The following is a 17,815-nucleotide window of genomic DNA, read 5'->3' as shown; positions in this document are numbered from 1 at the left end:
GCGCCGGAGAGTGTATGGCATTGCACGCACGCTGAAGGTCAGCTACGGCGCAGGCTCTTGCCAGTTCCACACGTACACGCGGAGGCGCTGCGATGCCGATGGTGCTCAAGATCGTCCAGGCGGGAGAGCCCGTATTGAGGCAGCGGGCCCGGGAGCTGACGCCCGAGGAGATTGCCAACCCCGAGGTGAAATCACTGATTGCGCTCATGCGCGACACGATGCGGGACACGCCCGGGGTGGGGCTGGCCGCACCGCAGGTGGGGATGGGGCTGCGTGTCGTCGTGGTGGAGGATCGGGCCGAGTATCAGGCGGGTGTCTCTCCGGAAGAGCTGGCCGCACGCGAGCGCAAGCCGGTGGACTTCCATGTGCTCATCAACCCGCGCCTGGTGGTGGAGGATCCCACGCCCGTGGAGTTCTTCGAGGGCTGCCTGAGCGTCAGCGGGTACTCGGCGCTGGTGGCTCGGGCGCGCGGCGTGCGCGTGGAGGCGCTGGATGAGAACGGCAAGCCTGTCTCCATCTCGGCTCGGGGCTGGTACGCGCGCATCCTCCAGCACGAGGTGGATCACCTGGACGGCACGCTCTACCTGGATCGGATGGAGACGCGGAGCTTCGCCCTCGTGGAGAACCACCGCCGCCACTGGGCGGGGCGCTCGACGGTTGAGGTGCGCAAGGCGCTCGGATTGCCGGAGCGTCAGGGCTGACAGGTCGTGCTGACGCTCGTCGATGGCTCTCCAAGGAGGTACAGGTTCGCCCATGCGCCCCACCGATGTCTGCACCACGGTCCTTGTCACCACCGGCAACCGAGCGCTGCGCCAGCCGGGCTCGGCTCGCTGGGAAGAAGTCGAAGACTTCATGAGCATCGGCCTGCGCGCGCAGAGCCGCCTGTACTCGCGGGTGACGATGCGGGACGAGCAGGGCGGAAGAATGTCCTTCCAGGAGTGGCTCCAGGCGCGGGCCTCGCCCGAAGCTCGCCTGTGGTTCGCTCCAGGCCCCTGGGACACCCACCCGCAGCAGGGCGTCCGCGAGCTGCCCGCCCACATCCGGGAGGGCTTCATGGGCGGCGGCGGCGTGGGGCTCCTCCTCTTCACCCAGGGACAGCGCTCCGAGTGCTTCATGCCCGGCGAGGTGCGTCCGCGCCTCTATGAAATCTCCGGCGCCCAGTTGCTCGAGTTCCTTCTCGGCCGCCGGCAGGCGAAGGCCTGGGAGGCGGCGCTCACGCGCGAGTTGGGCTCCGAGCTCCAGGGACGCAGCCTCCGCGCCTTCCTCGAATCCCGCTCGCTCGACGACATGCAGGAGATCATCCAGCGCGCCATGCCGCTGAGCGTCGAGGTGGAGCCCGTAGGCGAAGGCCACGAGGTGGAGCCCGACGAGACGGTGAAGTGGAACACGTTCTTCACCCCTGCCCCGGGCTCCACCAGCCTCTCCTTCGAGTACTTCCCCGTGGGCCCGGGCGACGCGTCCCTGGCCGAGCGCAACGTCGACTCCTGCCGGGCCGAGCTCGCCAGTGCGCTGCAGGCCGTGAAGACGTTCGCCGAACAGCGTGAGCTGAAGTTCTGGAGTAAACACTTCCGCCGCTGCCTGCTGCGCCTGTCCCTCGAACCCCAACCGCTTGAGGATGTCCTCGAGCTGTTGCTGCTCCAGAAATTGCCCGTGCCGGCCGTGCAGCTCGTCAACGCCGCCCTGGCGTCGGATGTGTTTGGCGGGATGGGTTCGTGGAATGACATGGGCTTCGATGGCCCGGACGCCCAGGTGTACGAGCAGCTCTCGAACCGGCTCCTCCTGGCCATGAAGGCCGCCTTGCGCACCGGCATCAACAGCTCCGCCCTCTGATCCCGCCTCTCCTTCAGTCCAGGTGAGCGAGGCCTCCCGCCGGGAGCCACTCCGTGCGTCAGCTTCGTGGCCAATCTGGAGTCAATTGGCTATCAATTGGCTATGGCTTGAATATAGTGCTCCCTGGGGAGGAGCTCCACATGGGCTGGATTCGCGACCGGATGGAGGAGCTGGAGGTACCTGTGCAGAGTTTCGTCGAGCTGGCTCAGCAGTTGAGGAAGGCCCGGTCGTGGCCTCGGAACGAGCGCATCAAGGAAACCTCGCTCGCGACGTACCTGGGGAAGTTCGACGGAGGCGAGGCCCTGGAGTGGCTCGAGCAGCGCCCCGGCGCCCGTCAGGCCCTCGCCGAAGTCCTGGAGACGACTCGGGAAGAGGTGGACGCGCAGCTCACGCAGCTCCAGCCGTCCCGGGCCCAGAGTGGCTCGCGCATCCGTCTCCGCGACGTGCCCACGCGCTCCATTGATCTGCGTCGCGAGCCGCTGCCCCCGGGCATCCCCGCCCAGGTGAGGGATCCCAGCACGTGGCCGCTCTGGTGGCAGGCTCCCATCGGCTCGGGGCGGACCCTTGTCGGCCAGTGGCTCGAGGCCCGGGGGCTGGCTGTCTTCATCCAGGCCCAGACGTGGGCCGAGGCCGAGGCGCTGTTCCCCGAGCGCGGCGCCGTCTTCCTCAAGCTGGCCTCCGCGGAAGGGGCTCCCCTGCGAGCCCCGTGGCCGTTCGATCTCAAGGTCTGCGTGGCCACCGAGGTGGCCCCCCCGCGCGCCCCGGAACCCGAGGCAGAGCGCGTCAACCGGAGCGTGCGCGATCTCGTTGATGCGCAGCTCTCCGGGCTCTCTCAGCCGTGGACCGTGGTGCACAGCCCGGAGGTCCACTCGTGGCTGCGCGAGCTGGTGGAGTGGGTGGCCGAGCGCGTCACTGTCGACGGCTTCGATGCGGAGGCCTGCCAGCGGTGGTTGCAGGAGACTCCGGGCGTGCTCGCCATGGTGGACAACCCGGGCACGGCCCTGGGGCTCATCGGCCTGTTCGCTACCTTTGCCCGGCGCGGAGATCCCTCCGGGCCGCTGGCCAAGGCGCGCAGCTCGGCGGACATGGTCCGGCTCTTCCTGCGCATGCGCATCCAACTGGCCGAGGGTGCCGAGCTGCCCCAGGAGCTGCTCTGGAAGGAGCTTCAGACCCTGGGCCGGCGCCTGCTCCTGAACAGCGAGGTGCCCTGGTTCGAGGCGCGCCCGCTGGATGCCTGGCACGCGCTGTCGCATTCACGGCCGGACCAGACGGACCTCGAGTGGGTACAGGAGTTGGAGCGCCAGGGGCTCAAGGTGGATCGGACGAGCATGGAGAAGCTTCGCAACCGCCTGCCGCTGGATGCGTTCCGGATGGTGAGGACGTTGCGAGAGCTCGAGCTGCTGCGCGAGCGTCAGCCGCAGCAGTATGCCTTCCAGCCCCCGTGGGTACTCGAGGGGGTTCTCACCCAGTGCATCCTCGAGACGCTGGAGCAGGGGCCCCATGCATGGGGAGAGATCCTCCTGCGCCAGGAGCACGCGGCGACGGTGTTCGAGGCGCTGATCGAGCGCTGTCGGCGCAACGACTTCGAGCTCGTGCGAGGTGTCCTCGCGAAGCCCGACCCGCGCTCTCCCGCCTGGGTCGCCGCGATCGAGGCCTGCTTCCGGGTGCTCGGGTTGCTCGTGCTCGAGGGCCGCGCCGTGCCGGACGAGCTGCGGCTGGGCGCGCTCCGGTTGCAGCGGGCCCTTGTCGTGCCGGACGCCTCGGGCCTTCCCCGGCCTCGCATCGCCTATGAGGTGGCTCCGATGCGGGAGTCTCCGCTGGTCGATCGCCGCATCTGGTACGGCGCCCTCCTGGCGCTGTCCGAGTCCCTGCCTCCGGGGTCGAATCTGTCGCTCGACTCCTGGTGCACGAAGCCGTCCTCAGAGGCGCGCAGGTGGCTGGTGTACATGGCCTCGTACCGCTCGACACACGATCGGCGCATGCCGGAGCAGTGGCTCATGCCGCTGCTGTTGCTGGGCGGGAGGCTGCTGGAGGGGATGGGCCCGCCGACGGTGCCCTCGACGGTGGTTCCGCTCCTGTTCCAGCCCGAGCGCCTGCTCCGGCAGCTTCAGCAGCAGACGTTCCAGTTGAACGAGCTGAATCAGAGCGTGTCCTGGCATGCGCTGGGCGCGATGCTGCCGGAGTACGCACGGCGGCGAGGGGTGGACTGGGAGGAGTGTGTCCGGAAGATCTGGACGGCCTGGTTCGCGTCGGGTGCCGCGGAGCTGCCCCAGTTCCTGCGCCCGGAGGAGGGCCACGCCGCCATCTTCTGGCAGTTCCTGCCGACGCAGGCGATCGAGGTGCTGGCCACCAAGCGCTTCCGGTTCCTGCTGGGTGAGAAGGAGGTCAGCCAGTACTTCCGGCCGGAGCACTGGGAGGCCTTCGTCCGGGTGTGGGCGCAGCAGATGGAGCCCTGGAGCTTCGAGCCCTTCCGCGCGCTCTGGCAGCGGATTCCTCCTGATCAGGTCCGGCAGGCCATCCAGGCCGGGCGGCCGGACGGGCACGATCCGGCGATCCGCAAGGAACTCTGGCAGCGCATGCCCGAGGTCTTCGTAGAGGAGATCGATGCTCTGTTCCGTCAGGGGCAGTGGGAGAAGGGGTTGAGCCAGGTGTGGAGCGCGCCGCCGGCATGCATCCCGCGCCTGCTGGCCAGCACGAAGGTCGCGCTCGAGCCCCGGGGTGTACCTCCACCGCCGCAGCTCGCGCAGTGGCTGCACCAGTTGATCGCCCAGCGCTCGCCCGAATGGAAGACGGCGTGGACCCTGTTGGAGTACCTGATGCCCCCCGCTCCGATTTGAGCTACGGGATGACGAGCGGCGGCTCGATGAGCGAGGGTGGCGTGGCCCGCGTGTCCTTCGGGTCCGCCACCCACTCAGGGTCTCGAGCCGTTTCTCCCGGCTTCCATGCGCGAGGCACCCGGCGGAGCCCGATCGGGTAGATCCACAGGCGTCCGTCCGGCGCGATGCGCATCCGGATGAAGTTCTTCCAGTCTGGGATGGCCAGTGAGGAGAAGGCTTCGTTGGGGTGGGCGCTGAAGACGTTCAACGAGATGAGCAGGTAGAGCCCCATGATCGTCGGCCCCGCCAGGAAGCCACCGGCGAAGATGAGCACGGCGCTGAGCATGTCCCTCACGGGATTGCGGAACGACAGTGCCAGCTCCGAGCCCATCAGGTGGGCCACGCCCCAGGCGATCAGGAACGCCGCCGTCATGTGCACGAGCCCGTGCAGCAGCCCCACCAGCCACCGCCACCGCCCGTAGCGAGTGTCCGCGAAGGCAATCAATCCCAGGATGACAAACGTGGAGAGCAGCACGATGCCGGGGCTCGACAGCGCCGTGCTCAGCACGAGCCCCAGCGCCTTGGGGACGTTCGCCGAGCCGATGTTCACCGCGAGCGCCCAGGCCAGCAGCATGTAGAGCAGGCCCGTAAGCACGCCAAACCGCGGGTTGCTCATCACGAGCCCCAGGTTGCGCCAACTCAGCCGCCGCGAGTCCCTGGCCTCAGGAAAGCTCTTGCGAGCGGTGAAGCCATCCTGCAGCGCCTGCTCCTTCCGAGGCACGTGGGTCGGGTGCAGGAAGGCGCCTCCTCCGCCCGCGATGATCTTCTGCCGGCCGTCGTCGTCCGCGTGGCGCCGGTAGTGGTGGAGGTCTCCCGCGAGGAAGACGCTCACTTTCTTCCCGAACACCTCATCCTCCAGGAACGTGAGGTTGTTCTCCAGATAGGAGCGGCCATCGAGCGGCCGCACCTGGGCGAGCAGCCACGCTGGTTCCGCCAGGCAGAGGATGACCCGGTCCTCGGGGCGCATCTGCCGGGCGATCTCCTGGAAGTAGCTGACCTGCGGCTCGTCGATGTCCGACTCGAGCTGCATGTCCGTACCAATGAGCCACCATCCATGAGGCAGCTTCACCGCGAAGTAGCTGCGCCGTTGGTGTGTCTGCCAGCCTGCGGGGGTTCGCCCCTGACAGAACAGGCGGGTGAAGGACACCAGTCCGTCGTACCAGTCGTGATTCCCAGGCACCGCGAAGACATGGGGCGGGGGGCGTTGTCGGCTCATCGCCGCCCGCCAGGGCTCGAGTGTCCGCTCCTCATAGGCCTTCACGCTCGCGGTCGGGTACACCTCATCTCCGCCGAGCACGAGCAGCTCTCCGCCTCGCGTCTCATGCGTGGCGCCCGTCTCGTCCCGCAGCGTGAGCGTGGGACACGCCACCGTCTGGGCCACCGCGTACGTGGAGTCCCAGCCGTCCCCCATGTCCGACACGTAGTCGAGCCACAGCTCCTCGCGGGGCTTGCCCTCGTCATCCACGGAGAAGTCAGACGGCTCCACCTTTGGAGCCGCCAGCGCATCGAGCAGTCGGCGGTCAGCCTGTTTGCCGATGGTGGACGAGATGGCGGCTTGGACACCTGCTCGGGCCAGCATGAGCGGATCCAGCCACGACACCATTGGCCGGCCCGGGTGGCGCTTGCGCCGCGGGGGCTTCGGCGGAGCGGGAGCCACAATCACATTGGTGGTGGAGACCATGTCGCCTCCGGGGCAGGAATGCGGGAAGGAGTGATGCGCCGGGAGTGCTCGATGACGTGCTCGGCGAAGCGGTCGGCCAGGGCGGCGATCGTCAGGCTGGGATTGGGTCCCGTGGGCCCTGGCATCACCGCGCCATCCGCCACGTACAGCCCGGGGTGGTTGAAGACTTCTCCATGGGAGTCCACCACTCCCTCCGAGGCCGTGCGGCCCATGGGGCAGCCTCCGAGAGGGTGTACGGTGATGACGCGGCTCAGGTAGCTCAGCGGGTTCTGGATCATCTTTCCCTCCAGCGCGTCCGCGATCTCCGCCATGGTCTGGCGCACGCGCTGGAAGTAGCTGGAGGAGCTGCTCAGCCGCCAGTCGACGTCCAGCATCCCGTCACGGTTCAACGTCATTCGTCCATTGGGGATGTCCCGGCCCATGGCGAGCAGCGGCAGCGAGCTGGCCGAGCCCACGCAATCCCCCAGCAACTGGGCGATCTCCGCGCTCGTGTCCGTGTCCTGGCTGAGGCCCAGCCACCCCTTGATGATCTTCCGCCCCAGGCGCGCGAAGCGCCTCAGCAGGGCGAACTGATCGCTGCCCTCGTAGAGCCAGTTGATGAACTCCGGGTAGCCCGCGTCCTCGACGTAGTAGCCCCGGCCCGTGCCTCCCTCCGTGGCGTCGCGGATGTGGAGCGCACTGGTGATGACCGGGCCATGGCCTCCATCCAGGATGCGCGGCTCCCGCTTGCCCTTGCTCGCATCCATGCACTTGAAGAGGAACCCCAGCAGGTCTCCATTGCCGCAGAACCGTGTCCCCAGTTGCTCGCTCAGCCCGGGGAACGCGTCCCGGTTCTTCAGCAACAGGTACGCCGATCCGAACGTCCCCGCCGCCAGGATGAGCTTGTCCGCCGAGATGACCGTGCGCGGCAGCATCGACGTGGGAATCTCGGGCCGCTCTCCTTCGCGCACCTCCGAGTAGTCCACGTATTCGACGACGTGCTCTCCGTCCTCGAACCAGAACCGCTTCACCTCGCACCGCACGCGCAGCTCCGCGCCCAGCCGTTTCGCCTCCGACAGCGCGGTGTAATCCAGCGTGTTCTTGCTGCCGTAGTTGCAGCCGAGGTCACACTCGCCACACAGCCGGCACGTCAGCCGGGTGCGTCCGTGCAGGTTCGGGTAGCGCTCTTGGATGGGTTCGCCCGGGATGGGTGCCTGACCCGGGTTGGCGAACGTCACCGCGAGTGGCGGCAGCTGCCAGTCATCCTGGCGCCCCATCCGCTCAGCCGCGAGCTTCATCGCCAGCGTCTTCGCGGTGTGGCGATAGGGCTCGTGCTCGAAAGGGTAGCGCTGGGTCCCGATCAGCGCCTCCACGGTGTCGTAGTGCGGATCGAGATCCTCGCGGGTGACGGGCCAGTACTCGTATCCGCCGTCCTGCAGGTTCTCTCGGACGAAGGTCTTCTCTTCCTTGCGCAGCAGCACGTTGGCGTAGATGAGCGAGCCCCCGCCCAGCCCGCTCGCCACCACGCCGCCGAGCCCCCGGAAGGACCACAGGTGGAAGAGCCCGTGGAGCCCCTGGTTGGGATCCCAGAAGTTGCGGCGCATGGCGTAGGGGCTCCGAGGGAACGAGCCGGGCGGATAGGCCTTGCCGCGCTCCAGGACGCAGACGCGCAGGCCCGTTTCGGCCAGCCGCCAGGCCATCACCGAGCCGCCGAAGCCGGAGCCGACGATGATGGCATCAAAGTGTTCGCGTCTCGGGTTCATGGCAGGGCTCCTGGCTCACGGAGGGGAGACGGGCGCCACGGCATCGGGTTCGTGGGCCATGGGGGCGTAGATGTCCCAGAGCGTGCCCAGGAAGAACTGCCCGAAATGCATCACCGCTCGGACGCCTTCGGCTCCCTCTCGGGACGAGCGCATGCTGGAGACGAGCTTGAGCAGGTCTCCCAGGCCCAGCTTGAGAACGCCCGCGCCCACCACCGGGCCGCGTTCGTCCGAGCCCTCGTGGAGCCGGCAGTACAGCCGGGTGGTGTCTCGCCACAGGTCTGGTCCCCGGTCGTCATGAATCGTCTTCGTGCCCTCCAGGTAGTACTCGCGGCCGTCGTGCTCGAAGGCCATGCCGTACGTCATCAGCCGGGTGTTCGGGTCATCGCCGGACTTGAACAGGTTGAAGCTCCCGCGCTTCGCGGGGATGTCTTCTCCGAAGGGTGGGTAGGAGATGTGGGCTGAGAGCCGGGCCGCGTGGGCGGGGTCTCTGATGAAGGCCTCCATGTCATCCACGCTGATGGTGGCGTGGAAGGTGAAGGGCGTATGGCGGCCCTTGCCAGCGCCCACGGTCGGGTCGGTCTCGTTGAGTGCGAGGGGGCCAGACATCATCTCGCGGAAGGTGAGGTCGGGTGCGGGAGTGTTCATCTGGGTAATCTCCGGTGTGAGCGGGAGGCCTGCGTCGCTGCGGTTCGCGAGGTAGCGGCATGCGTCCGCGTACCCCCAGTCGATGATCGTGCCGGCGGTGACATGGCCGGCGTAGAAGTCCGGATCGAGCGGCAGGGGACGCTCGGGCTTGACGAGGTGGACCACGATGGGCCGGCTGTGGCCATGGACCACCTCTCCGGCGCGGATGCGCTCATTCATCTCCTGGATGCGCTCGAGCTGCGCGAAGAGGGCACCATTGGCGCTCAGCTCGATCATGTGGACGTATTGGTGGAACACACCGCGCTGGTACGCGGGCGTGTTGCCGATGCACCACAGCACCCACAGCTCGTCTGCCCCGCGCTTCACCGCCTCGAGCAGGTTGGCATCCTGGATCCAGACGGAGTCCATATACAGCGCTCCATCCTTGCGGACCGGAGGCATGAAGATGGGCAGCGAGATGCCCGCGACGAGCATGTCCAGGTCCACGCGGGAGTGGGCAATGGCTTCGTTCGTCTTCCGAGTGAAGTTGCAGACGTTGAAGGTGCCTTCCATCCCGGTGCTGGCTCGGATGGCGTCCAAGTTGATGCCCAGGTGAGGGAAGACGTAGTGGGTGATTCCATCCGCGTCGCCCAGGGCTTCGATGTCCCAGGCCCGGAGGTACTTCTCGGGAGAGACGAAGGAGACGAATTCCTTCACGCGCAGCGTCCGCCAGCGATCGCACATCTCTTGAGGCGACTGGCCTGAGAGCAGCATTGCCAGGTTGATGATGCCGCCCGAGGTGCCATCGGCGTGCGTGAAGCGGAGCCCCTCCTCCTGGATGGCGCGCAGGACACCCGCCTGCCAGGCCACGCGCATGCCTCCGCCCGCGAGGATGAGTGCTCGCTTGCGCCCCTCTGCTTCGGAGGAGCCCATACTCGCAGGAACTGCCGGACGTGGCTCAGGGGGAGGCGTTGCCGCGGGGGCGGACTTGAGCGGCGGAGGTGCCTCGGCCAGCTGCTCGGCGCGGCGCATGTGGGCGAGGTAGCCCAGCACGAGCACGCCGGAGACGAAATCAAACCCCGCGACGCCCAGGGCGAGTGGAGAGAAGATTCCCCTCGCTACGCCGAGGCCTACCGCCGCGCACGCGCCTAGCTTCTGGAGGCCGGCCCAAAGGAACGCGGCGGGGTTCTCCTTGGGACGCACCAGTGCGTGCAGCAGCAGGCCGCCGAAGAGCACCATGAACATGCCGACGATGGCGAAGAAGTGGCGGCTCGTCGGAGTGGACTCGGCCTGGAGGAACCCGAGCTCGAAGCCAGGCACGACGAGCTGGACTGCGCCGCTCACCACCGTGGCCAGGGCGATGGCACCCAGGATCCGGCGCAGCCAGCGCTCAGCGCGTGCGTTCATGAGCGAGCCTCCTTCCACGGACGGAGGCTTGACACCTCACGCGTCGGCGCCGAGGTCTGGGTGCGCACGGGCTGTCCGGCTCGCAGCACCTTGTGGGCGAAGTAGCCCATCATCGCGAGCCATTGGACGGTCCACAGCCCCACGCGGATGCGGTTGGTCGTCATCCACGCGGAGAGCACTTCGCGGAGGCGCTCGGGATCGCGGATGCCCGAGGCCATCTCCGCGTTGTACCGGAAGATGAGGAACCGGGTGAGCAGCGTGGCGGCCACCACGGCGAGGAAGATGGCGATGGGATACCAGCGCAGGGGGCTCTTGCGCTCGAAGAGGAACAGCACCACCGCGGACACCAGCATCACCAGCGTCATCCAGGTGAAGAACCGGGTGGCAGCGGTCACCTGAGGGACGAACTGGAGATAGTAGTTGTCCACCGTGAGCTGGGGCGCGATGGGGAACGAGAACAGCACCAACGACCAGCCCGTCCCCAGATACATGGAGGTACAGAGGAACAGCAGACACGCGTTGAGCGTGTGCAGGAGCGTGCGCCTCATGGGTGGGCTCCCTGGCTGGCGTCATCCGCGGGGGCGTCGACCCGGCGCTGCTCGGAGGACTCTCGCTCCTCCAGCGCGTCCACCTGCTCCAGCGCGCCCATCGCCGAGGGAAGCAGGGGCGCGACGGTGGGCTGCCGGTCCTCGGCACTCGGAGGCGCCAGCCACTTCTGACTCAGGCCGAGCCCTACCACGCTCTCGAGTCCCTCTGGTTGGCTCTCGGGGAGCTGAGGATGGCTGAGGAACCAGGCCTCGAAGTGGTCGTCCAGCACGCCGCTCGACTGGGGGAAGAAGCCCACGAAGAAGGGCTTGGAGGCGAGGCCCAACTGCTTGAGCGGCTGCACGCGCGGATGATCTCCGAGGGTGAGTCGGGCCGAGGCCTTCTTTCCGAGACAGAAGGCGAACTTGCCGCGGAAGTAGATGAAGGACTTCATCAGCATGCCGCGGAACTGACAGTAGTTGGCGCCACTGGCACGCAAGGGGAGCCAGGCCTTCCCAGGCCGGTCGATCTCGATGCGCACCGCGAGCTTCCCATCCTGGTCGTACTGGCTGCTGATGGTGCGCTCGCCGATGCGGAAGTCCAGGTTCGCCTGGTGCTTGGGCATGCCCCAGATGCCCTTGCCACCCTTTACGGAGATCTCCGAGCTCACCGGCAGATCCACCACGTATTGGCCCAGCCCATAGTGCTTCTGGAAGAGCAGGGGCAGCACGGGAGGCGCGGGCTTGCGGCCGTGCGTACAGGCGATGGCCACGCTGAACTCGATATAGGGACCGATGTCCGTGTCCCGGTAGTCAATGACGGTGACGAGCAGTGCGCCCTTGTTGCCCCAGAGCCGCAGCGGGTGCACCTCATTGCCGGGCAGCAATTGCGCGGCTTTTCGAACATCCAGGGTGAAGGCCGCCATCAACGCCGGAGAGGAGCGCGAGTTGATGGGCAGCTCATAGGGAATGCCGTCCACCTTCGAGAAGCGTCCGGTCTGCTGCTTGATTCGCCTCGGCATCATCCACATGGCGGTCTCCGTCACACCGGCTTGCCCAGCTCGGCGAGGATCAGGGGGAACACATCTCGGGCCGCGTCCTGGCCCATGAAGACATCCAGGTGCCCGTAGTCCGGAATCACATGCAGTGCGTGGTAGCCGGGCCGGTATTTCGAGAATCGCTCATAGGTGCGCCGCTGGCTCTCGGGCAGGAAGCACTGGTTCAGCGCTCCGGCGAGGAAGACGAACCGGGCGTCTGTCTCGGGTGGGCGCTCGGCCACGTCCTCGGGCAGCTCGCGGTAGCCCTCCACCGGCACCAGGTGCCCGGCGCGCAGGCACTCGGCCATCTGTTGGAAGAAGGTGAGAGGCACCTTGGCGAACTCGTGCTTCAGCCACTCGTGCGTCTCGGGGTTGAGGTTCTCGTGGCGCCAGAGCGTCGGGAACCCCGTGCCATAGGTGAAGCTCGCCAGCCGGCACACGGTGTTGTCACACTCGTGGTGGGTCGCCTTCACCAGCAGGGTGATGACCCGGGGCGTGAAGCCCTCCGCGTGCAGGCCCCACTGCGGATCCAGGTAGTGCGTGAGCCGTGACACCACGGGCACGGCGTAGCGGGCCTTCAGCCGGGCGCTGCGCGGCACCACCGGGTGCAGCGAGACGGCGTTGCTGATGATCAGCTTCACCTGGGGGACGAGCCCCGCCATGGCCGACAGCATGAAGCTCGTCGAGCCCTGGCAGTGGATGACAGCCTTCACCTCGTCCCGGCCAGTCTCCCGGACGATCGTCTGGATGGCCTTCGGGTGATCGTGGACGGCCGCTTGATCGAGCGTCCACTCGCTGGGCTCCACGTCGATACTCGCGCGCCAATTCTCCAGCCACACGTCGTAGCCCGCTGCCAGCAGCGCATCGACGAGTGTCTGCTTCACGGGAGCGCGGAAGATGTCGGCGCGCACGCCCGCGCCGTGGATGAGCACCACGGGCCCTTGAGTGGGTTCTCGCGGTCCACGGATGTGGTGCAGGTTGAGTGCTCGGCCGTCCCCCGCGCGGAACGGCACGACGCTCTCGGTATAGCCAGGCGGGGCGGAGGATTGGGCTTGCATCATGGGGCCACGCTCCCTGGCGAGGGCACACGGCTCCCGTGAGTCCCCACCCGCTATCTCCGCCAAATACATCGGCGGAGTTCTCGCCGCGATAGAAGGGCCTGTTCAGCGGATGTGACGGCGTGGGATTTTCCGGCCGGGGTGCTTGGCTCCCTGCGTGCTACCCATGCGAGCGGGGCGCTTTGGACTCAGCGCAGCCCGACACGGCGGCCAAGCTCCTTCGCCAGCTCGCGCAGCTCCTCCACACCGGGTGCGCTTGGACTGGTATCGAACACCACCTCGTAACCCAGTCCGGCCTGGTTGATGGCCTCCGAGCGGGGGATGCGCGCGCGCAGCACGGGAACAGTGGACTCCTTGAGCGCGGCATCCATCGCATCGTTGGTGGCGGTGGTCCGGCGATCCCAGAGGTTGACCACGGCCACCAGCGCTCCGCCCTCCTCGCGAGCATCCTTCCAGGCGGTTTCGATCTCTCCCAGGCCCTGCAGGGCGAAGGCACCCGTGGGCACAGGGGCGACGACCAGATCGGCGTGGTGGAGCACGGCCTCGGTGAAGGCGCCCAGGTTCGGCGGCGTGTCGGCGATGATGACGTCCGGCGTCCAGCTCAGCGTCTTGAGCGCCCGGGGGACGGCCTGCAGGCGGTGCCCCCACTGGAAGAGCTCTCGCTCCATGGCCGCCATGCGCGGCTGGGCGCGGGCAATGAAGAGGTTGGGGCGCTTGGGCGAGGCCACCACCACCTCATCCATCCGGTGGCGAGGCCGGGGGCCGAACGTGTCCGCCACACACGGCGCATCCGCGGGATCCAGTCCCAGCACGAGTGAGGCATGGGCCTGCGGGTCGAGATCCATCAACAGCACCCGATGGCCCGCATCGGCCAGGGCGGCGGCGACATGGACACAGAGGGTGGTCTTCCCGACTCCGCCCTTGATGGTGGAGAACGCGATCATCGGCATGGCGCCCTGACCTATACCGAAGGTGGCGCGGCGGGAGAACAGCCGCGACCATTTCGTGTCACGAGCGCGAGGCGGGGTGCCCGCCTGGAGCAGGCGGCGCCGCGAGCCTCAGCGAGCCGGAAGGAAGGGAAAAGGTGCGCCCGAGTGATGAAGCCGTGGTGTCGATTTGTCAGAGTTGAAGTCTGATGCCTTTGACCGCTCGGCCATCCCTCCATGAAGCGGAGGGAGCTGGATTCGAACCAGCGAAACCGGAGAGCTTGTAAGGCCTCAACTGCCAGGCGCAGGAACAGCCACGCGCTCGCCCCCTCGTTCCTGACGAGCGCCGGTTCACCAGCCCCAGCAGGCTCGTGGCTCAGCCCGGGATGCGGGCGAGGGCCGCGTCGAACAGCACCGTCTCCAGCCGCTCCTGGTCGTAGTCCGACATGCCCTGGAAGGCGAAGGAGAGGCGGTAGTTGCCGATCTGCTTCTTGGAGGCCACCAGCTTGGCCCGGCCGATGATGGGGTCCATCCCATCCGGCATCCTCAGCGTGAAGCCGACCATCTCGTTCTCGCCCGGGGGCTTGCCGAGCACCACCGAGAAGCCTCCCTTGGAGACATCCAGCGTCATCGCTCGCATGATGCCCGCGTTGAGGCTGAGTTCGATTTGCATCGCCTGCGCGACGCGGAACGTCTGGCGCGCCATCTCCCCCGGCTTCAGCGTCATGCCCTGGGCCGCGGTCAGCGCGCGCGCGAACTGCTCGCGCGCTTGGAGATAGAGCTGCTTCTCGTCATCGCCGAGCTGCTTCTGCCGGGCCCGCTTGTGGAGCGCCCGGAACTCCTGGAGCCATCCATTCACGCTCATGGTGTGATGGTATGCCCCACTTCGGGGCGAGTGCACCTCCCGGGTGCCCCAATTCGAAGCATGCTCGATTCTGGGGCCCCATTTCAGGGCGCTTTCCGGTTTTCAAAGCCGTAGAACCGCGATTTTCCTGGAGGCAGCTTCAGGCATCGCCGGTGCAGGGGAGCGGGAGTCCCCCCCTGTTGTTGGAGGCTCCTCATGGCTGTTCCCCGTAGCGTCCCCGGCTCCCGGCCGCCGCCCGTGCTGTTGATCAGCCTGGGCGCGACCGTGGTGGCGGGGCTCATCATTCGCGCGCTGCGTCGCAGGCACCAATGGGCTGCCGGCTCTCGAGGAGTCGAGGTCTCCAGTACAGGCAAGCCTGTGAGGCGGCCGGCCTCCTCTCGAGCGAAGCGCCAGGGCCAGGTTTTGCTTCCTGCCTCCACAAGGAACACCGCGCGCGTGAAGAGTGCTCACGCCACGGTGTGCGAGCCGTGAGCCCGCCCGTGAAGGAATCCCTGTTCCCCGCGCCCTTCCCCGAGGGGGATACACCAGGGGAGGGTCAAGAAGACACCACCGGTGGAGTCTGGATGAGGGCATCCGTGCCGGAGGAGTTCCTGCGGGAGGTGGTCGATACCCTGACGGAATTCATGAGGGGAAACCCCGAGACGGAAGACGCGAAAAGGGGATACGTGCCCCCAGAGCGCTGATGGTATTCGGCTCTCACGCGGGTCTGGCCGTGCGGGAGGATTGGATGCCGAAGTCGTTGCCCAAGTCGAAGCGCTCGAAGGATGACGTGCTCAAGGAGTTGCGTGAGCTGCGCACCGAGGACGCGCGGTGGAAGGATGGCCGCACGTTCAGCCTTGTCTATTACGTGGACGACGAGCACTCCCGTCTGCTGAAGGAAGCCTACGGCGAGTTCATGGCGGAGAATGGCCTGTCGCCGATGGCCTTTCCCTCGCTGCGCCGCATGGAGTCCGAGGTGGTGTCCATGGCCGCGGGGCTCTTCCACGGCGATGACGACGTGGTTGGCACGATGACCACGGGCGGCACCGAGAGCATCATGATGGCGGTGAAGACGGCGCGCGAGTGGGCCCGCAACGAGAAGGGCATTGCCCGCCCGGAGATCATCGCTCCCCTGTCGGTGCACCCGGCCTTCGAGAAGGCTGCGCACTACTTCGACATCGAGATCCGGCACGCGGCCACGGGGCCGGACCTTCGGGTGGATCTCCAGGACGTGGAGCGGCTCATCACCCCCAACACGGCCATGCTCGTAGGGAGCGCGCCTCCGTATCCGCATGGGGTGATGGATCCGATCGTCGAGCTCGCGGCGCTGGCGCAGTCGCGCGGCCTGCTGTGCCACGTGGACGCGTGCCTGGGAGGCTTCTTCCTCCCGTTCGCGAAGAAGCTCGGCCGGGACATTCCGCCGTTCGACTTCTCGGTGCCGGGCGTGACGACGATCTCCGCGGATCTGCACAAATATGGCTACGCGGCGAAGGGTGCATCGTTGGTGCTGCACCGCAACCGCGAGCTGCGGCGGCACCAGTTCTACACCTACTCGGAGTGGCCGGGAGGGTTGTATGTCTCGCCCTCCATGACGGGCACGCGGCCCGGCGGCGCCATCGCCGCAGCCTGGGCGGTGATGCACTACCTGGGGGAAGAGGGCTATCTGGATCACGCGCGGCGTGTCCTCGCGACGACGGACAAGCTGATCGCCGGCATCAACGCCATCCCGGGCCTGCGGGTGCTCGGCAAGCCGCACGTGGGTGTCTTCGCATTCGCCTCGGACTCGCTCAACGTGTACGAATTGGCGGACGCGATGGAGGCCTGTGGGTGGAAGTTGGACCGGCAGCAGAACCCTCCTGCCCTGCACTGCATGATCACTCCTGCGCACGAGCGCATCGCGGACACGCTGCTCAAGGATTTGCGAGAGCTGTCCTCTCGGCTTGCGGCCGGAGAGCCAGCGCCCGAGGGTAGCGCGGCGATGTACGGCATGGTTGGCGCCATCCCTGATCGCAAGCAGGTGGACGGCTTCCTGATGGACTTCCTTGACGGGATGTTCGACCGCGGCTGAGCGGGGAGCGTGCCGATGACAGTCCTTCAGGTGCTGGGGTGCCTCCTCTTTCCGGCAGTGGCCCTCTGGGCGGGCGAGCGCTATCGCGCGGCGAAGTTTTTCGGCCCGGTGACGCTCTGCTACGTGGCGGGCATCCTCGTGGCGAACCTGCCGGGAGTGCGGTTGTCCGAGGCTGCGTCCATGCGCGTGAGCGAGGCCGCCGTGCCCCTGGCCATCCCCTTGCTGCTCTTCTCCTCGGATGTGAGGCAGTGGCCAAGGCTGGCGCGCTCGCTGCTGATCTCCTTCGTGCTGGCATGCTTCGCCGCGGTGTTCTCCGCCGGCCTGGTGGGCTGGTTCTTCCGGGGGCAGACGGACGAGTGGTGGAAGATCGCCGGCATGCTCGTGGGCGTGTACGTGGGGGGCACGGCCAACATGGCGGCCATCGGGCGCGTGCTGGAGGCTCGCAGCGAGACGTTCGTGCTGCTCAACGCGGCGGACCTGATCGCGGGCGGCGTGTACCTCATCTTTTTGCTGACCTTCGCGCAGCGGTTGTTCCTGCGCTTCATGCGGCCCTTCACCGCCGCGCCCCACCACGAGGCCTTCGAGCACCCGGGCGAGCAGCTCTCTGGGTGGACGCGGCACCACCTTGGAGACATGGGACGGGGCTTCGGGCTCGCGGTGCTCATCGCGGCGGTGGCCGTAGGGGGCACGGTGCTCGCGTTCGGGAAGCTGGAGGCCAGTCCGGCGCTACTCGGCATTACTACCCTGGGCATTGCCGCGTCCCTGTCCCAGCGGGTGCGCTCGCTGGCGGGCACCTATGAGCTGGGCGAGTACCTGTTGCTCATCTTCTGTGTGGCCATGGGCTCGCTGGCGGACGCGCGCGTGCTGGGCGGGGGGAGTACGAGCCTGGTCCTCTTTGTTTGGGGCGTCATGGGGCTGGCCATCGTCGTCCACACGGCGCTCTCGGCGCTGCTGCGCATCGATGCGGACAGCACGCTCATCTGCTCTACCGCCACCATCTACGGGCCGGCGCAGATTGGCCCGGTGGCTGCGGCCCTGAAGAATCGCGCACTGGTGGGCCCCGGGTTGACGCTGGGCCTGGCGGGCATCGCTCTGGGCAATTACCTGGGATTGCTGACCGCATGGGGGCTGCGCTGGCTGGCCGGTGGCTGATCCCGCCCTTTTTCCGCAACTTTGAGAATTCGCCGTCGATAACCCG

Annotated in this window: 14 protein-coding genes; 6 read left to right on the top strand and 8 right to left on the bottom strand. The window is 67.4% G+C overall.

The window, feature by feature from the left end; genetic code table 11:
• Nucleotides 1-98: 98 nt before the first annotated feature.
• The 3 genes from def (at nucleotide 99) to KY501_RS25860 (ending at nucleotide 4,667) form a co-directional block, all read left to right on the top strand.
• The gene (gene def / locus KY501_RS25870) at nucleotides 99-701 is read left to right on the top strand and encodes a peptide deformylase (RefSeq protein WP_224366149.1); all 603 of its coding nucleotides are present in this window, start codon (nucleotides 99-101) and stop codon (nucleotides 699-701) included.
• A 52-nt stretch (nucleotides 702-753) separates the two neighbouring features.
• Entirely contained in the window at nucleotides 754-1,830 is a 1,077-nt protein-coding gene (locus KY501_RS25865; RefSeq protein ID WP_224366110.1) for a hypothetical protein, read from the top strand.
• Between the two features lie 140 nt (nucleotides 1,831-1,970).
• Nucleotides 1,971-4,667: a hypothetical protein gene (locus tag KY501_RS25860; RefSeq protein ID WP_224366109.1), complete on the top strand. Its 2,697-nt coding sequence runs from the start codon at nucleotides 1,971-1,973 to the stop codon at nucleotides 4,665-4,667.
• Nucleotide 4,668: 1 nt separating this feature from the next.
• Here KY501_RS25860 and KY501_RS25855 read toward each other — a convergent pair whose 3' ends face one another.
• From KY501_RS25855 to KY501_RS25820, 8 genes are all read right to left on the bottom strand, one after another.
• Nucleotides 4,669-6,387, bottom strand: a complete 1,719-nt coding sequence (locus tag KY501_RS25855; RefSeq protein ID WP_224366108.1) for a metallophosphoesterase — start codon at nucleotides 6,385-6,387, stop codon at nucleotides 4,669-4,671.
• The gene (locus KY501_RS25850) at nucleotides 6,366-8,129 is read right to left on the bottom strand and encodes a GMC oxidoreductase (protein ID WP_224366107.1); all 1,764 of its coding nucleotides are present in this window, start codon (nucleotides 8,127-8,129) and stop codon (nucleotides 6,366-6,368) included. Before KY501_RS25850 ends, KY501_RS25855 begins: the two co-directional genes overlap by 22 nt.
• Before the next feature lie 15 nt (nucleotides 8,130-8,144).
• Nucleotides 8,145-10,160: a patatin-like phospholipase family protein gene (locus tag KY501_RS25845; protein ID WP_224366106.1), complete on the bottom strand. Its 2,016-nt coding sequence runs from the start codon at nucleotides 10,158-10,160 to the stop codon at nucleotides 8,145-8,147.
• Complete coding sequence (locus KY501_RS25840; RefSeq protein ID WP_224366105.1) at nucleotides 10,157-10,708, bottom strand: hypothetical protein; 552 nt, start codon at nucleotides 10,706-10,708, stop codon at nucleotides 10,157-10,159. The genes KY501_RS25845 and KY501_RS25840 overlap by 4 nt, the downstream gene beginning before the upstream one ends.
• Entirely contained in the window at nucleotides 10,705-11,709 is a 1,005-nt protein-coding gene (locus tag KY501_RS25835; protein ID WP_224366104.1) for an acetoacetate decarboxylase family protein, read from the bottom strand. Before KY501_RS25835 ends, KY501_RS25840 begins: the two co-directional genes overlap by 4 nt.
• A gap of 17 nt (nucleotides 11,710-11,726) precedes the next feature.
• On the bottom strand, nucleotides 11,727-12,782 hold the full coding sequence (locus tag KY501_RS25830) for an alpha/beta fold hydrolase (RefSeq protein WP_224366103.1): 1,056 nt from the start codon (nucleotides 12,780-12,782) through the stop codon (nucleotides 11,727-11,729).
• A gap of 185 nt (nucleotides 12,783-12,967) precedes the next feature.
• On the bottom strand, nucleotides 12,968-13,729 hold the full coding sequence (locus KY501_RS25825) for a ParA family protein (protein ID WP_224366102.1): 762 nt from the start codon (nucleotides 13,727-13,729) through the stop codon (nucleotides 12,968-12,970).
• 352 nt (nucleotides 13,730-14,081) lie between these two features.
• Nucleotides 14,082-14,570 carry a PilZ domain-containing protein gene (locus KY501_RS25820; protein ID WP_224366101.1) on the bottom strand — a complete coding sequence of 163 codons (489 nt, stop codon included), beginning with the start codon at nucleotides 14,568-14,570 and terminating at the stop codon, nucleotides 14,082-14,084.
• A gap of 479 nt (nucleotides 14,571-15,049) precedes the next feature.
• Between KY501_RS25820 and KY501_RS25815 the strand changes: the two genes are divergently transcribed.
• Genes KY501_RS25815 through KY501_RS25805 form a run of 3 tightly spaced genes read left to right on the top strand, consistent with a single transcriptional unit; the run spans nucleotide 15,050 to nucleotide 17,769 of the window.
• Complete coding sequence (locus KY501_RS25815) at nucleotides 15,050-15,253, top strand: hypothetical protein (protein ID WP_224366100.1); 204 nt, start codon at nucleotides 15,050-15,052, stop codon at nucleotides 15,251-15,253.
• 44 nt (nucleotides 15,254-15,297) lie between these two features.
• Nucleotides 15,298-16,617 (top strand): pyridoxal phosphate-dependent decarboxylase family protein, encoded by a 1,320-nt coding sequence (locus KY501_RS25810; protein ID WP_224366099.1) that lies wholly within the window; start codon nucleotides 15,298-15,300, stop codon nucleotides 16,615-16,617.
• Nucleotides 16,618-16,632: 15 nt separating this feature from the next.
• Complete coding sequence (locus tag KY501_RS25805) at nucleotides 16,633-17,769, top strand: DUF819 family protein (protein ID WP_224366098.1); 1,137 nt, start codon at nucleotides 16,633-16,635, stop codon at nucleotides 17,767-17,769.
• The last annotated feature ends 46 nt before the right edge of the window (nucleotides 17,770-17,815 follow it).

Source organism: Hyalangium versicolor, assembly GCF_020103695.1.
Taxonomy (GTDB): domain Bacteria; phylum Myxococcota; class Myxococcia; order Myxococcales; family Myxococcaceae; genus Hyalangium; species Hyalangium versicolor.
This window is presented reverse-complemented; position numbering and strand designations above follow the sequence as displayed.

Excerpts from the sequence above, each read along its gene's own strand:
- def (WP_224366149.1), top strand. The coding sequence starts at position 99 with ATGGTGCTCAAGATCGTCCAGGCGGGAGAGCCCGTATTGAGGCAGCGG.
- KY501_RS25865 (WP_224366110.1), top strand. The coding sequence starts at position 754 with ATGCGCCCCACCGATGTCTGCACCACGGTCCTTGTCACCACCGGCAAC.
- KY501_RS25860 (WP_224366109.1), top strand. The coding sequence starts at position 1,971 with ATGGGCTGGATTCGCGACCGGATGGAGGAGCTGGAGGTACCTGTGCAG.
- KY501_RS25855 (WP_224366108.1), bottom strand. The coding sequence starts at position 6,387 with ATGGTCTCCACCACCAATGTGATTGTGGCTCCCGCTCCGCCGAAGCCC.
- KY501_RS25850 (WP_224366107.1), bottom strand. The coding sequence starts at position 8,129 with ATGAACCCGAGACGCGAACACTTTGATGCCATCATCGTCGGCTCCGGC.
- KY501_RS25845 (WP_224366106.1), bottom strand. The coding sequence starts at position 10,160 with ATGAACGCACGCGCTGAGCGCTGGCTGCGCCGGATCCTGGGTGCCATC.
- KY501_RS25840 (WP_224366105.1), bottom strand. The coding sequence starts at position 10,708 with ATGAGGCGCACGCTCCTGCACACGCTCAACGCGTGTCTGCTGTTCCTC.
- KY501_RS25835 (WP_224366104.1), bottom strand. The coding sequence starts at position 11,709 with ATGATGCCGAGGCGAATCAAGCAGCAGACCGGACGCTTCTCGAAGGTG.
- KY501_RS25830 (WP_224366103.1), bottom strand. The coding sequence starts at position 12,782 with ATGATGCAAGCCCAATCCTCCGCCCCGCCTGGCTATACCGAGAGCGTC.
- KY501_RS25825 (WP_224366102.1), bottom strand. The coding sequence starts at position 13,729 with ATGCCGATGATCGCGTTCTCCACCATCAAGGGCGGAGTCGGGAAGACC.
- KY501_RS25820 (WP_224366101.1), bottom strand. The coding sequence starts at position 14,570 with ATGAGCGTGAATGGATGGCTCCAGGAGTTCCGGGCGCTCCACAAGCGG.
- KY501_RS25810 (WP_224366099.1), top strand. The coding sequence starts at position 15,298 with ATGCCGAAGTCGTTGCCCAAGTCGAAGCGCTCGAAGGATGACGTGCTC.
- KY501_RS25805 (WP_224366098.1), top strand. The coding sequence starts at position 16,633 with ATGACAGTCCTTCAGGTGCTGGGGTGCCTCCTCTTTCCGGCAGTGGCC.